The organism is Gloeocapsa sp. PCC 7428 (genome assembly GCF_000317555.1).
Classification (GTDB): Bacteria; Cyanobacteriota; Cyanobacteriia; order Cyanobacteriales; family Chroococcidiopsidaceae; genus Chroogloeocystis.
Map to the genome: position 1 here is coordinate 4,077,011 of NC_019745.1, position 14,993 is coordinate 4,092,003.

Sequence of the window (14,993 nt, forward strand, 5' to 3'; positions counted from 1 at the left end):
GGAATGCGTAGTGGGCATTCAAACATTTACTACAGTAGTAAACTTGCTAATCATGCTATTTGTGTTGCGATCGTGATCGCAACATAATCGGATAGCAATCATCAAACTATTTAAAACCAGTGTTAGTGACAAAGGACAATCAGTCTACATATAGTCTAATACTGCATAAAAATAAACCGTAACGTTGAATTTATTTCTGTTAATAGTATCGCTAAATACTTGCCGACTTAATATTTAAATCTATCTTAAGGAAGCTGTTATTTAAAGCAAGATAAGCTTATTAATTAACTATTAATTGGATGACAAGCTTATGTTATTATGTTGCCCATTAATTCCCATTTAGCCAAGGTAGATGGAGACTTTGAATCACAGACTGATAGATATTTAGATCGCTAGTTGGAGAAGACTTACAATAAAATTGCAAGATTCAGTTGGCAAAATTCTTAGTCATTCTAATTTTATGAATTCTGAATTTGAATTTGTTAAATCTCCACATTTTGTAATTTCAGGCGATGCTATTACTTTCCTCAACCGTGCAACAGAGACAGCTTGGCAACTATATTTGGATGAAGGAAAGCTAATGATAGATGTACCCAATCATAGTTTTCAAATTTTTCCCAATAACCTAACTAGATTTCGACCTGTAAATTCATTAATTGATCTGGAATTTGAGTTTGAACAATCTGCCTCAAATTATCCTTGTTTCATGCATATCTATGCTAAGGGCATAAAACGGGCTACGTTTGAAGCTGTTAATTCCAATCAATTGGATATTCCAAGCTTAGCAACCCACTTATTAGCTAATAAATAGAGGATGTTACTGCTAGAGGCGATCGCTTTTACCACTTATCCATGAAGAGTGGAACTATCGAGTGCAAAGCGCCAAAGACCATTCAAGCGATCGCAAAATAAATTTGTAGCATGACGAGTGTATCCGTCTGCTGCTTTCAAGGCTGTGCTACGCGCGATCGGCTTGAGCGTGAGGTTTGATTTATCTATGCACGTCTAAGGTCTATTTCATCACAAAATATCTTTACAATAAATCTACTCTTCTTGATAGCCACTGCAAGCGCGAACTATCTCCAGGGGAAGGGGTACGCGACAAACTGGTTTCCAACAATGGTAAGGAATGTATTTGCTCAGAGCACAAGGCATTTACGTCGCCGCATTGCCAACGCATACGTTATCAAGATTGCGTTTTATGGAACCAAAACAACTAAGTCAAGAACTGCGTCAAGGAAAGAACCCTAATATGAGTCGTCGGCGAGCAATTATTGGCTTGTCTATGCTCGGCGGTTCAATGGGACAACTCGTTACACTTTATCAAACTGGAATTATTAGTCACTTACCTGATCCTCCAGGACAAGAACTTTTCGATGCCGATCGCGTGGATGCATCTAACTACGCTTACAGCCGATTCAATTCACCTGATGGACCAATTATGGTGCTGAATTACGCGCTCACTGGATGGCTTGCTGCGGCTGGAGGTTTGGAACGCGCGCGGGTAAACCCGCTGCTACCGATTGCAATGGGTATTAAAATTGTGTTGGATAGCGCTGTTTCACTGGAGTTAGCGCGCGAGGAGTGGAGCGAAAACAAAGCACTGTGCGAGTATTGTCAGGTAGCGACGGTTTGCTCTCTCGCATCGTTAGTGCTTGCAGTTCCCGAAGTGCTTACCGCTGTTCGTACCTTGCTGGGACGCCGCAGTCAAAATAATAAAGCAGGTAGCACGCAATAATTCATTTTAGGTGCGCGTGAAGTCAGTTGTTTAACTGGTCATTACTCTGCTTCACGCTCAGCTTGTGGTATGACGCACTTGAATATATCGAGAGAGATAGAGCATTTTGTGAACCCTGAATCATAGTTGATGAATTTAGCGATCGCATCTTCTTTGAACTCGAATCGCCTTGTAACGATATCAAGTGACACAAAGCATTCATTAATCAGCGAGGCGCAAACAACGCTACCTAAAATTTCGTGCGGAATTGGGGCAATTATGTTGAGCTACATCACCCCTGCGGTGATTTAGGTGTTATTTAGATTATTTTCATAGAGGAGTCAAGATGGTTACAAGCATAGATGATACAAAGCGCTTGGCGATTGGTGAAAGATTAGCGGACTTGAAGGCATTTCAGAATTTAATTATTTCCAATGCGCAAAAACTTATAGATACCTGCCCTTATGACGATATTCGCGAACGTCTTCAAAATATGCTGAATGATGACCAGAAAAACATCGGCATTATAGATACTGTTATCGTGCAATACGGTATTCAAGTTGAACCAAGTGCAGCAACGCAGATATTTATTCCGCAATTTGAGCAAATGATGTCGGGGGATGAGTTTACGTTTTATCAAAAGCTCATTCACCACGAATTGATGAAGCATGGTCAAGCGATGAGCGGAATCATGATTCACAAAGCGGCTCAAGTAGTAGGGGCTGATATTGAAGTAGCAATCGCTCCGCTGAACACCGTTAACTTTGAGGGTCGCGCTCATCAGGAACAACTTAAAGGGATGCTCGAACAGGCGGGTGTCCGTGAAATGACGGGTCAAGACGCAAAGCAAGGAATATGGGCGCGGGTGCAAGATGCGATCGCTGCCTTGTCAGGTGTTGCTGGTAGTGTCGTTACCCAAAACACGGATAAACAGGATATGAATATCCAGACGCTCATCCGGCTGGATCATAACAAGGTGAATACCATTTTCACTGAAATTGGAGCCACGAAAGATCCGCAAAAGCTCCAAGAGTATTTTGGGCAACTCTACAAAGATTTGCTAGCACACGCTCAAGCTGAAGAAGAAGTTGTTTATCCAAAAGTGCGATCGTTCTACGGCGATGACAACACACAGGAACTATACGATGAACAAGCTCAAATGAAGCAAATGCTTGATGAGATTAAGTCGATTGACCCCGCTTCAGCCGACGAGTTTAGATCAAAAGTTAAAGATTTAATGGATACTGTTGGCGATCACATTCGTCAAGAAGAAAGCACCCTGTTTGCAGCGATTGACAACAATTGCAGCACCGAACAAAAAGAGCAAATGGCGACGGAATTCAAAGCTGCCAAGAGTAAGATCCAACAAGAATTTACAGCCGCTATGTAGAGCGATAGCCATGTCTTTGGTTGTAGTAACACCATTGAAGGCATGGCTAATTTTAAGTGATTCAATAGTTTTTGAGTGTGAAAGAGTCTTTATCGTGGAATAAGTTAATTTTGAGAGAAGATTTTAATAAATTTTTATTTTAAATAGCTAGCAACCCGCCTAAATATTCAATTGAGCTACTTTTTTGTATAAAAAGTACATATTTTGCTAAGTTTGATGCCTGACTTTTGATAGAGGTTTATAGCTCAAATTTTAGTTGAATAAAGAGTAGTGAGCTTGATATTTAGCTAGATGTACAAAAGTGCATTTTTAGGCAAATCTTAGTGACATCAAGGCTTCTCTAGTAAATCAAACTAAAGTTTCGAGAACAAGAAAAAATCAAGATAATGGAAAATACAAACGCGGCAAATCTTACCGAGCGTTATTGCGCGCTCGTTGTTGGTATTCTCTTTTTAATTATTGGCGTAGCTGGCTTTATTCCTGGACTTACTACTCTACAAGGAACCAATGTTCCTAATATTCCAGCAGATGAAATTCATCGCGCCTATAATCTAGGATATGGTTACGTTTTTGGGCTGTTTCCTACCAATTTTTTACATAATATTGTCCGTTCGGCTGTTGGGTTGTTAGGAATTGCGTCATACTCAAGTTTAAGTAGTGCGCGCGCATTTAATCGAGGTTTTGCGATCGCCTATGCGTTGCTTGCGATTATGGGATTGTTGCCCTTTGCGCGGACAACGTTTGGCTTAATGCCGATTTCTGGTAATAATGTTTGGTTTAATGCTTTAGTTGCGATCGCTACAGCTTACTACGGAATTGTTATTCCAGCAAAGGTAAAAGGCACTAGCTTACGCGAGCAGTCATAAACATTATCTTCTCTTCCCATTCTGGAGGCTACCGTGTACACACAAATAGTCGGTATCTAGCAAAGTCCCTGGCGAAGTGCCCCCAACCCCCAAGCTTGGGGAACTTCCGAGCCTGTTCTGCTTCAAAGTCCCCCACAGGTGGGGAATGCAAGGGGGCGAAAAAGCTTGGAGCGACGCCAGTCTAGACTTATATGTACACCGTAGCTTCTGGAGGAGAGCAAGAGGGGATGGAGAGAATCAAAACCAAAATCTCCCACGTGTGGTGAGTTACACGCAAGTGCATAAGTTTCAAGTTAATTTGTGTACGCCATTGTGCCTCGCTTACTGAGAGTCTACGGACTTTTGGCAAGCGAGGCAAGCTGATTTGCGTATTCTTAAAACGATGCTAATGTAGCTTAAAGAACAATTAATCGATAGATTAAAATCTTCCCCAGGTGGGGTACATCACTACTTTATTTGTCTTAATTTAAGGGGAAACGAGAAGGGTGATGCCGACAATAAAGCCGTTGAAAACTTTAGATTTAATTGGCGAACTACGACAGCAACTGAAACTTTCTCAAGGAAGCTTGGCTGCTAAATTAGGCGTTTTGCTCAAAACCGTCAGCTGTTGGGAGAATGAACAGACAGCGTCTTCATCGATGGTGAAACAAGCTAACTGCACAATTGATTAGGCAAACCGCTACACTCAACATAACGCTGCTAAATCAGCATTGCGCCAAAGAATAGGAGCGTTAATTTAGCAGAACTCAGCGAAACTGAGATAGCCTTTAATGAAATAGAGAGGGCTGAGCCAGTTGATTTGAGAAAAAGTAGGAATTATGACACGCGAGATGGGACAAATTAGCTTAAATGATGTTCTGATTACCCAAGAATTGTCCCGTCGAGAATCCAGAAATCCTGATTTGAAAGCTGAGAATGATGCTTTTCGCAAGCTAGCACGGCATCTCGCTGAGCAACCGCCAACGATGCTCAAAACTCTAGTGGCGATCGCAAAAGACCTCTGCCAAGCAGGAACAGCGGGGGTAAGCTTGCTAGAAACAACGCAAAAAGGTGAAGAATTCCGCTGGGTGGTACTCGCGGGAGATCTAGCAGAATACGAGCAGGGAACAACGCCACGCCAGTTTAGTCCCTGTGGTGTTTGTTTAGAGCGCCAAGCTCCGCAACTATATTCTTATCCGGCACGATATTTTACCTATCTTCAGTCAATTGAACCGACGGTCGTTGAAAGTTTAGTGATTCCGTTAGTAGCGACGGATCGCCTGCTAGGGACAATTTGGATCGTTTCCCACAACCCACAAAGGCAGTTTGATAGCGAAGATGTGCGGGTCATGACTAGCCTGGCAGACTTTACCGCCGCTGCTTTGTACAATCACCAGACCCACGAGGCTGCCGAATCTGCGCAACGTTTGCTGCATATGTTGCTAGAACACGTACCGGAGGGCATTACAATCGCTGGTGGTCCACCAGACTTTCCGATTGTTGCCAATAGCCGAGTCGCGCAAGAGTTATTAGGTAAACCAAGCGAAACCGTCATTGGTTCCTCGTCAGGCGATCGCATCGAGTCGCATCGTCTATTTTTAGCAGATGGCATAACTCATCCCACGCACGAGCAAATGCCCTTGTATCGTGCTACACGCTACGGTGAAACGGTGAATAATGAAGAATGGGTAATTGAGCGCGCTGATGGTAGCCGGATTGCGGCACTCGTTCAAGCAGTACCCGTTCGCGACGCACAAGGACAAATTATTGGTGCCATCAACTGCTGGCAAGACATTACTGAACGCAAACAAGCTGAGAAAGCGCTACGCGAAAGCGAAGAACGGCTAAGAGTCGCTCAACTCGCTGCCAAAGCCGGAACGTGGGATTGGAATGTGGCAACGGGCAGTGTATTTTGGTCAGAAGAATACTACATTTTGTATGGACTCGATCCAGCAACGCCATCCACCTACGAAAACTGGTTAGCAACAGTTTTAGAAAGCGATCGCGAATCAGCCGATCGCACGGTACGCCAAGCGCTGGAGCAGCGACAATCTACGCTTTACTTTGAGTTTCGCATTCGTCACCCTGTAGAGGGGATCAAATGGTTGGCTTCATGCAGTCAAATCTTCTATAGCTCAAACGGGGAAGCACAGCGCGCAATCGGCATCTCGATTGATATTACTGAGCGCAAGCAAGCCGAAGCCGCACTCGCCGCAAACGAAGCACGACTGCGCGGATTTGTCAATGCGAATGTTGTTGGCATTCTCTACGGAGATATCTATGGCAACATTCATCAAGCCAACGATGAGTTATTGCGCATTGTGGGTTACACGCGAGAAGACTTGAATGCCGGTAAGCTGCGCTGGCTCGACATCACGCCAGCAGAGTACCTGCCAATCGATGCACAGGCGATCGCAGACGCACGGGTAAGCGGTGCCTGTACTCCTTACGAAAAGGAATACATTCGCAAAGATGGCGCGCGGGTTCCGGTACTAGTCGGCTATAGTCTAGTTGGCGAAGCCAGAGAAGAGTCGGTGGCGTTTGTTCTCGATTTAAGCGATCGCAAACAGGTGCTTGAGGCATTGCACCAGAGCGAAATCAGTCTTCGTACGGTTGCTGCCAACTTGCCAAATGGGGCAGTCTTTATTGTGAATCGCGAACTGCGCTATCTGCTCGCAGAAGGTAAAGCGCTGGCGATCGCCGGCATGAACCCTGAGAACTTTGTCGGCAAAACGCTTTGGGAAGCCCTTGATCCAACCCTCGTGGCACGCTACGAACCTTACTTCCGCCAAGCGCTCGGTGGCGAACCCTTTAGCTTCGAGCATTACAGCCACAATCGTTACTACATATCGCACGGCACGCCGCTGTACAACGATCAGGGGACAGTTGATGCAGTGCTAGCCATGTCCTACGACATTAGCGATCGCAAACGCACAGAATTAAATGCAGAATTTCTCGCGCAGATTAGTCAAGACCTTGTTGCGGCAACGTGTGTAGACGAAATTGTGCAAACAATTGGCGCACACCTCAACCGTTACTTGAATATATCAAGCTGTGCCTTTGTTGAAGTCAATACAAAGATCAACGAAGTTACGATCAATTACACTTGGCAGCAAGATGATACGCCGAGCATTGTAGGAGTTTATCCTCTACGCGAGTTTGTGAAGGATGAGTTTGTGCAAGCAGCCAAAGCGGGAGAATTGATCGTCCTTCGGGATGTCAACACTGACCCGCGTGTTGCCGATCCACAGCGATATGCCGCGCTGAACATCGGTGCGGAACTAAGCGTCCCGATCGTCAAAGACGGTGAATGGAAATTCTCGCTGTGTGTGTTTCATCAAGCGCCGTACGATTGGCGCACCGACGAACTCGAATTGCTGCGCGGACTATCAGAACGCATCTGGAGCCAGATCGAACGCACCCGTACTGAGGAAGCACTGCGCAAAAGCGAAGAAGAATTTCGCACAATCTCGAACGCCGCACCTGCATTCATGTGGGTTTGTTCCCCAAATGGAGAAAATACGTATTTTAACGATCGCTGGTATGAGTTCACTGGACAAACTCCCGCAACGGCAACAAGTCTTGCGTGGGTAGAAACATTACACCCAGACGACGTACAGTGGATTCTGCCGTATTGGCAACGCTGCCAGGAAACAGGTGAGGTTTATGAAGGAGAAGTGCGTTATCGGCGGCGCGATGGTAAATATCGCTGGCACGTGTTTCGCGCGCTCCCGCGACGTGGTACAAACGGTAAAATCGAAGCTTGGTACGGTTGCAGTGTTGATATTGACGATGCCAAACGTGCCGAAGCCAAATTACGCGCTTCGGAAGAACGTCTGCGGCGCTCAATTGCGATCGAGACAGTCGGCGTGATTTTTTTCCGCAGCGATGGACAGATCGTCGATGCCAATGATGCCTTTTTGCGCATGAGTCGCTACAGCCGCGAAGATTTGCAGCAAGGCGTGCTGCGTTGGGATACAATGACCCCGCCGGAATGGTTGGTGGCTTCGCAGCAGGCGATCGCGCAGTTGCTTTCCACTGGGCGCACGACACCTTATGAAAAAGAATTTCTCCGCAAAGACGGCTCGCGCTGGTGGGGATTATTCGCAGCGCAGCGACTCAACGAAACTGAAAACGTCGAATTTGTGATTGATATTAGCGATCGCAAGCAAAGCGAAGCAGCCCTAAGTCAAAGCGAAGCGCGCTTTCGGTTAATGGTGGAAAGCGCGAAAGAATATGCGATTTTCACGCTCGACTTCAATGGCGCGATCGCGAGTTGGAATTCTGGTGCTGAACGATTGTTAGGGTACCAAGAAGCTGAAATTCTCGGTTGCAACGGTCGCATTATTTTTACGCCGGAAGACAACGAACAAGGAAAAGCCGAACAGGAAAGACAAATCGCCCTAGCGCAAGGACAAGCAGAAAATGAACGCTGGCACGTGCGCAAAGATGGTAGCCGCTTTTGGGGTAGTGGCTTAGTGATGCCGTTACAAACCCAAGCAGGGATCGCGCAAGGATTCGTGAAGATTTTGCAGGATAGAACCAAGCAGCGGCAAGCCGATGAGCGGTTTCGGTTGCTTTATGACACCACAAGCGATTTACTCGCGACCGAACAACAACCTCAATCGCTGATGCATAACTTGTTTAGCAAACTTGCAGCCCAGCTTGAGTTGGATTATTACTATAACTACATCGTCGAGGAAAAAGACAATCGCCAAATGCTGCATCTAAGCAGCTATGCGGGGATCTCTGAAGAAGTAGCTCAAACAATTGAATGGATGGAATTTGGTCAATCTCTGTGTGGAATGGTGGCACAGGCGCGGCAGCAAATTGTCCTCGACCAAGCGCAAATCGCTATGCATCCTAACGCCAAGCTGATTTGCTCGATTGGGGTTACTGCTTATGCAGGGCAACCGCTGATTGTTCAAGGACGGTTGCTCGGAACGCTTTCGTTTGCGAGCCGTACCCGCAATCACTTTACTCCCGAAGAAATTGACTTGCTGCAATCTACCTGCGAGCAGATGGCGATCGCGCTAGAACGAGCCAATTTGACGGCTTCGCTGCAACAGCAAGCCGAACAGTTAAGACAAGCAAACCGGATCAAAGATGAATTTTTAGCTGTGCTATCGCACGAGTTGCGATCGCCGCTGAACCCGATTCTTGGATGGACGAAGTTGTTGCAATCGGGTAAACTCGACGCGAGCAAAACTGCACAAGCACTCGCCACAATCGAACGCAATGCCAAGCTGCAAACGGAACTTATCGAAGACTTACTTGATGTGTCGCGGATTCTCCAAGGTAAACTTACGCTCAACATTCGTCCAGTCGATTTAGTGCAGGTAGTGGAAGCTGCGATCGAAACTGTGAATTTAGCTGCGACTGCCAAAGCAATCGATATCCAAACGACATTCGATCCGCAAGTAAAAGAGGTGTTAGGAGACTCTAGCCGCTTGCAGCAAGTTGTGTGGAATCTCGTTTCTAATGCGGTAAAATTCACTCCCGCTGGTGGACGCGTTGCAGTGCGCTTAACCCGCGTTGACGAGCAAGCTGAAATTAGCGTCAGCGATACCGGAAAAGGAATTAAGCCGCAGTTTTTACCACACGTGTTTGACTACTTTCGCCAAGAAGACGGTGCGACAACGCGGCAGTTTGGCGGATTGGGTTTGGGGCTTGCGATCGTGCGTCACTTGGTCGAACTGCACGGCGGTACAGTGACAGCAGATAGCCCAGGGGAAGGACACGGTGCCACTTTTACCGTGCGATTACCGTTATCAGAAACGAAAAGTGGACTAAATCCGGCGCAGCAACCGCCGTTAGCCACAAATGACGAGCAGCCATTGGTGGGAATTCGAGTGCTAGTTGTCGATGACGAAGCAGATATGCGCGAGGTGATTGCCGTTGCGATCGCGCAAGCTGGTGCCGAAGTCAGGAGTGTGGCAACTGCGACGGAAGCTTTAGCAGCGTTAACATCGTTTCAGCCAGATGTTCTCCTCAGCGATATTGGGATGCCAGAAACCGATGGCTATATGCTGCTGCGGCAGGTTCGCGCCATGTCACGCGAACAGCGGGGGGATGTTTTGGCGATCGCACTGACGGCGTATGCCGCAGAGATTGACCAGCAACAAGCAAGAAAAGCTGGTTTTCAACGACATCTAGCCAAGCCAATAGAACCTGATACTTTGGTGAAGGAGATTTGCCAACTCTTGCGTCACCGTCAGTTGCTTTAAAGCAAGCTTGGCTAAAATCTGTTTTCCCAAACCGTGCTTGACGTAGATCCGCATGGCTGAAATCAACTCCCTGAAGACTGATATTCGTTAAGTCCGCTTCCCGCAAATCGACTTTATGAAAGCTTCTTTCTCCTGCTGCATATCGTTGCAAAATTTTCAGGACTTACGCAGTTGAATCTATTTTGCTCCCCTAGCCCCAAACACAAAAGTTTCATCCTTATCTTCTCCCCCATGCATTGGGGGAGAGTGAGAGGGGGCGGGGGGAATCTGAGTTGAAGTCCCCCATGAGTGGGGGATTTAGGAGGCAAGTGCGTAACTCCTAATTTTATCAACGTCCACATCGTCTGCCCTTTCGCTTATGACTAAGCTGTCATTGCTTGTTGAAGATAGGTTATCACTAGACTGCTTGCATGAATCACAAACGCTCACGAGGATGCAGTAGGTTTTCTTCACATCTAGGCGATCGCATTAGCTCAATGTGCAGCACGCGAAATCTGGCGCTGCGACAATCAATATTGACACAATGACTGCATGAGGGCTAATGAAGTTTTTTAAAGCGAGTTGATTAGCCGCAAGTCATTTGCTGAAGATTGATTTGGTTCTAATCTACTGTGCTAAAAAATGTTGTTTTTCCCCGCAAAGCTTTGAGACTTGCCGCTTGCTGTAGTACTCGTTCGCTCACGCGATCGCACGCTAATTCACAAAATTCAAAAATCATCGGGTCAGCAATTTCGTAATAAGCACTTGTCCCTTTAGCTTGACGCGATAAAATACCTGCTTGAGTTAACACTTTCAGATGTTTGGAAAGGTTCGCCTGTCCTAAATCAGTTGCTTCAGCTAGTTCCATAACATTCATTGAACCTGATTTTAGACAAGTTAAAATCTGCAAGCGACTGACTTCTGAAAGCACCTTGAAATAGTCTGCTACAGCAGTAAGAATTGTGGGATCGGTCTTTTGTTGCTTGATTTTAACCATAGATATACTGTGGTAGTTAGTATGATAATAGTTAAATAACTAATTGGTTATTATAGCCGAGTCGCCAGTAGTTCTTATACTGAGTGAAGTTCTGTCAACGAATGTCACGTGCAGGTTGTTTTGTATACCAACCAAAGCGTTGCAACATTACCATCTCGTTGTCATAGCACTGCCATACCAAGTTAGTATGCTTGTTTTTAGTAGCCACAAATCTACTGCTTCTTTTTGTTCTGACTAACAATGCCTTCTTGCATAGACAGTAGAAGGCATTTTTATTGCAAAAATCCTCTTTATAGTAGGGGTGATATCTTCTCCAGTTCAATAACCAGATAGTGACTAATCACCCGTCACCATTTTTATCATCACTAATCAACCGAATTTAATAGTGACTAAAGCTATATATTAAGAATCGTAAAGGTAATGGCTCGAACGCTGGAAACCTAATATTCTCGTGGATAGACTAGGCAACAGTGCAAATGTACTGTTATTTCTTAGATATATTTCAAGTGTGGCGCTATAGCCTAGATGATTCCAGTTCAACTTACGCTGAAAAATTTCTTAAGCTACCGCGATGCAACCCTTGACTTTTCGGGGCTGCACATTGCTTGCATTTGTGGATCGAATGGTGCGGGCAAGTCTTCATTACTCGAAGCCATGACTTGGGTAATTTGGGGGCAAAGCCGCGCGGCTTCTGAAGACGATATTATCCACACCGGCGCGCAAGAAGTTCAGGTAGACTTTATCTTTATCAGTAACCAGCATCAATACCGCGTGATTCGGACGCGCCATCGCGGACAAAGCAGTTCGTTAGAGTTTCAAATTGCGACACCGAATGGCTTTCGAGCTTTGACAGAACGCGGTGTAAGAGCAACGCAGCAGTTAATTTTAGAACACATCAAACTTGACTACGATACCTTTATTAATTCGGCGTATCTCCGCCAAGGACGCGCTGACGAATTTATGCTCAAGCGTCCGACTGAGCGCAAAGAAATTTTAGCAGAATTGCTTAAACTCAATCAATACGACGATTTAGAGGAAAGAGCAAAAGACTTATCGCGCTCGTTTAAAGCGCAAGCTGAGCAACTAGAGCGCACTTTAGAAGGAATGCAAAGCTCGTTGCAGCACAAAGAAGCGATCGCACAAGAACGCGCTGCTTTAGAAGCACAACACAACCAGCTACAACAACAGCAAGCATTTGACACAATTCAACTGCAAAGCCTACAAGTTATTCAACACCAGCGACAAACTTGGGAACAACAGCTAGGGTTTTTACAACAGCAGTACCAAAACTTGACGCAAGATAGCGATCGCCTAGCCGAAGAACGTCGCGCCATCAACGAACAGCTATCAGCGATTGAAGAAACGCTGAGTCATACCGACGAAATTCACGCAGGCTATGCTAAGTACGAAAGCTTGCAAACTGAGGAAGAAACCCTTTCTGCCAAATTTCAAGAATATTCCCGCGCTACGGTGCAACTTCAGCACCTACAGCAGCAACTTGCCCAGCAAATCAACGAAATTCGCTCCTCACTTCAACACGCCGAAGGACAACTCGCCGCTTTACAGCAGCAAGAACAAGAAATTCAGCAAACGTTGCAAAAATCGAGCGAAGTTGAAGCAGGGTTAGCACAACTCGCCGCCGCGCGTCATCGGCTAGCGCAGTTAGATCAACTGCAATTGCAAGTGACACCGCTACTGCAATATCGTACATCGCTGCAAACGCAACTCGAACGCGTTCAAGCACGAATGCAAGCGCGACTCGAAGAATTGCAAGCTTCCCAAAATCAACTTACTCATCAACAGCAACGCCAACCGCAACTTCAGCAAGCGGTAATGGATGTTGCGGTTCAACTAGAGCAACTCGAGAAAAAGCGCGTTTACCTCGAACGAGTTCGCGAAAAAGGACAAGAACGGCGTCATTTTATGGAACGCCTACAAGCACATCAACGCGACTACGAAAAACAGATGGGGGAATTAGAGCAAAAGCTGCAAATGCTGCAAAACCCCGACGCAACCTGTCCGTTGTGCGATCGCCCGTTAACGGAACATCATTGGCAACGTGTTGTTGAAAAAACTCAAACCGAACAACAAGAAATTCAACAGCAGTTTTGGGTGATCCGCGAACAAATGGCAGTATCCGAACGTGAAATTCAAGTATTGCGTCAAGAATATCGCGAAATTTCGCAACAAATTGCCGGTTACGATGCGTTAAGAGAACAACGCGGACAACTCGCTGCGCAACTCGAAGCAACCGACGACGTACAACGCCATTTGCAGCAGATTATTGCAGAAAAACAGCAACTAGAGCGATCGCTCGCTGAAAGTGATTATGCGCTCGATAAACAAGAAGAACTGCGACAAATCGAGCAACAGTTGCAACAGTTAAACTATAACGAGCAAGATCATGCTTTAGCCCGCAGTGAAATCGAGCGGTGGCGGTGGGCAGAAATTCGTCAAGGACAATTGAAAGATGCGCAAAAGCGCTTGTCACAAATTTTACAACGGCAACCACAGATTGAAGCCCAAATTGCCGAGTTAAATCAAAAAATTGTTGAGCAGCAAACGCATTCTGAATGCGCGCAACAAATAGCGGCTTTAGAAGCAAAAATCAAGACAATTAATTATGCACCTGAACAGCATAACGCGCTCCGCGTCGCCTTGCGGAAGGCGCAAACGTGGCAAATTCGCTATCAACAGCTAAAAAATGCGCAAGAGCAGTATCCGCAATTTCAAGCGCGATCGCAAGACCTTAAAGAAGCGATTCAAGCAAGAAGCGCGGAACGTCAAGTTCTGGTTGCGCAAATCGAATCAATCACGCAGCAACTCGAACAAACACCTTTACCTACCGCAGAAATTCAAACCTTAGAACAGCAACTTGCGTTTCGTCGGCGACAGCTTGATGAACAACTCAGTCATTTAGGGCAACTTCAGCAACAATTTAACCAACTCGAAGCCCTACAAGCACAATACGAACAAGGACAACAACAACTACAAGCAACAAGAAAACAACACCGCGTTTATCAAGAATTAGCGCAAGCCTTCGGAAAAAATGGCATTCAAGCATTAATGATTGAGAATGTCCTACCGCAACTCGAAGCTGAAACAAATCAACTCTTGGCGCGGTTGAGTGCGAATCAATTGCACGTTCAATTTGTCACGCAAAAAGCTGGGCGGAGTGGAACGCGCAAAAAAGCGACTAAAATGATCGATACGCTCGATATTCTCATTGCCGATGCGCGTGGGACAAGACCTTATGAAACTTACTCAGGAGGAGAAGCGTTTCGGATTAACTTTGCGATTCGTTTGGCGCTGGCTAAACTGCTTGCGCAACGCGCCGGAGCCGCACTACAGTTACTGATTATTGATGAAGGATTTGGGACTCAAGATCAAGAAGGATGCGATCGCTTGATTGCAGCGATTAATGCGATCGCGGGCGATTTTGCTTGTATTCTCACCGTGACGCATATGCCATATTTCAAAGAAGCGTTTCAAGCCCGCATTGAAGTTGCTAAAACCCAAAACGGTTCGCGCCTAAGTTTAGCAAGTTAAAATCTCGCACTCGACTGAGATAATAAACAAATATTTTGAATTTGAGGAGTATTGATCGTGCGTTCTAGAGCAATTGAAATGTTTCTTGCACTCGGACTTGCCACAACTGTTGCGGCTTGTGGTACAACAACTCCCGAAGGTGAAGCAGGGGAAGCAGGCGAAGTTGAAGAACCTCAGCCAACACAAGTTCAACCAATTCCTGGTGGCGAAGCAGGTGAAGATGGTGAAGGTGGTGAAGATGGTGAAGGTGGTGAAAGCTAACTAAAACAACTTGCTGATGCAGGACAGT

At 45.9% G+C, this 14,993-nt stretch carries 10 protein-coding genes and 1 pseudogene; 9 read left to right on the forward strand and 2 right to left on the reverse strand.

Translation table 11 applies throughout. From position 1 onward, the window contains the following. Window positions 1–460 precede the first annotated feature (460 nt). From GLO7428_RS18020 to GLO7428_RS28610, 7 genes are all read left to right on the forward strand, one after another. Complete coding sequence (locus GLO7428_RS18020; RefSeq protein WP_015190005.1) at window positions 461–811, forward strand: hypothetical protein; 351 nt, start codon at window positions 461–463, stop codon at window positions 809–811. A gap of 318 nt (window positions 812–1,129) precedes the next feature. Continuing rightward, entirely contained in the window at window positions 1,130–1,738 is a 609-nt protein-coding gene (locus GLO7428_RS18025) for a vitamin K epoxide reductase family protein (RefSeq protein ID WP_015190006.1), read from the forward strand. Between the two features lie 129 nt (window positions 1,739–1,867). After that, on the forward strand, window positions 1,868–2,029 hold the full coding sequence (locus GLO7428_RS27950) for a hypothetical protein (protein WP_155823784.1): 162 nt from the start codon (window positions 1,868–1,870) through the stop codon (window positions 2,027–2,029). A 34-nt stretch (window positions 2,030–2,063) separates the two neighbouring features. After that, complete coding sequence (locus tag GLO7428_RS18030; protein ID WP_015190007.1) at window positions 2,064–3,107, forward strand: hemerythrin domain-containing protein; 1,044 nt, start codon at window positions 2,064–2,066, stop codon at window positions 3,105–3,107. A gap of 386 nt (window positions 3,108–3,493) precedes the next feature. Continuing rightward, window positions 3,494–3,973 (forward strand): DUF4383 domain-containing protein, encoded by a 480-nt coding sequence (locus GLO7428_RS18035; RefSeq protein ID WP_015190008.1) that lies wholly within the window; start codon window positions 3,494–3,496, stop codon window positions 3,971–3,973. Window positions 3,974–4,461: 488 nt separating this feature from the next. Further along, complete coding sequence (locus tag GLO7428_RS18040; RefSeq protein ID WP_015190009.1) at window positions 4,462–4,644, forward strand: DNA-binding transcriptional regulator; 183 nt, start codon at window positions 4,462–4,464, stop codon at window positions 4,642–4,644. Between the two features lie 147 nt (window positions 4,645–4,791). Next, a complete protein-coding gene (locus tag GLO7428_RS28610; protein WP_015190010.1) occupies window positions 4,792–10,179 on the forward strand; it encodes a PAS domain S-box protein in 5,388 nt (1,795 codons plus the stop codon). A 49-nt stretch (window positions 10,180–10,228) separates the two neighbouring features. On the opposite strand, the pseudogene GLO7428_RS29775 reads toward GLO7428_RS28610, so the two are convergent. Together GLO7428_RS29775 and GLO7428_RS18050 are read right to left on the reverse strand one after the other, a co-directional pair. Beyond that, window positions 10,229–10,330 (reverse strand): annotated as a pseudogene (locus GLO7428_RS29775) (pentapeptide repeat-containing protein); the annotation flags it as partial. 450 nt (window positions 10,331–10,780) lie between these two features. Next, the gene (locus GLO7428_RS18050) at window positions 10,781–11,155 is read right to left on the reverse strand and encodes a helix-turn-helix transcriptional regulator (protein ID WP_015190011.1); all 375 of its coding nucleotides are present in this window, start codon (window positions 11,153–11,155) and stop codon (window positions 10,781–10,783) included. A gap of 525 nt (window positions 11,156–11,680) precedes the next feature. On the opposite strand from GLO7428_RS18050, the gene sbcC reads away from it, so the two are divergent. Next, window positions 11,681–14,704 carry an exonuclease subunit SbcC gene (gene sbcC, locus GLO7428_RS18055; RefSeq protein ID WP_015190012.1) on the forward strand — a complete coding sequence of 1,008 codons (3,024 nt, stop codon included), beginning with the start codon at window positions 11,681–11,683 and terminating at the stop codon, window positions 14,702–14,704. A 57-nt stretch (window positions 14,705–14,761) separates the two neighbouring features. After that, entirely contained in the window at window positions 14,762–14,965 is a 204-nt protein-coding gene (locus GLO7428_RS18060) for a hypothetical protein (RefSeq protein ID WP_015190013.1), read from the forward strand. Window positions 14,966–14,993 lie beyond the last annotated feature (28 nt).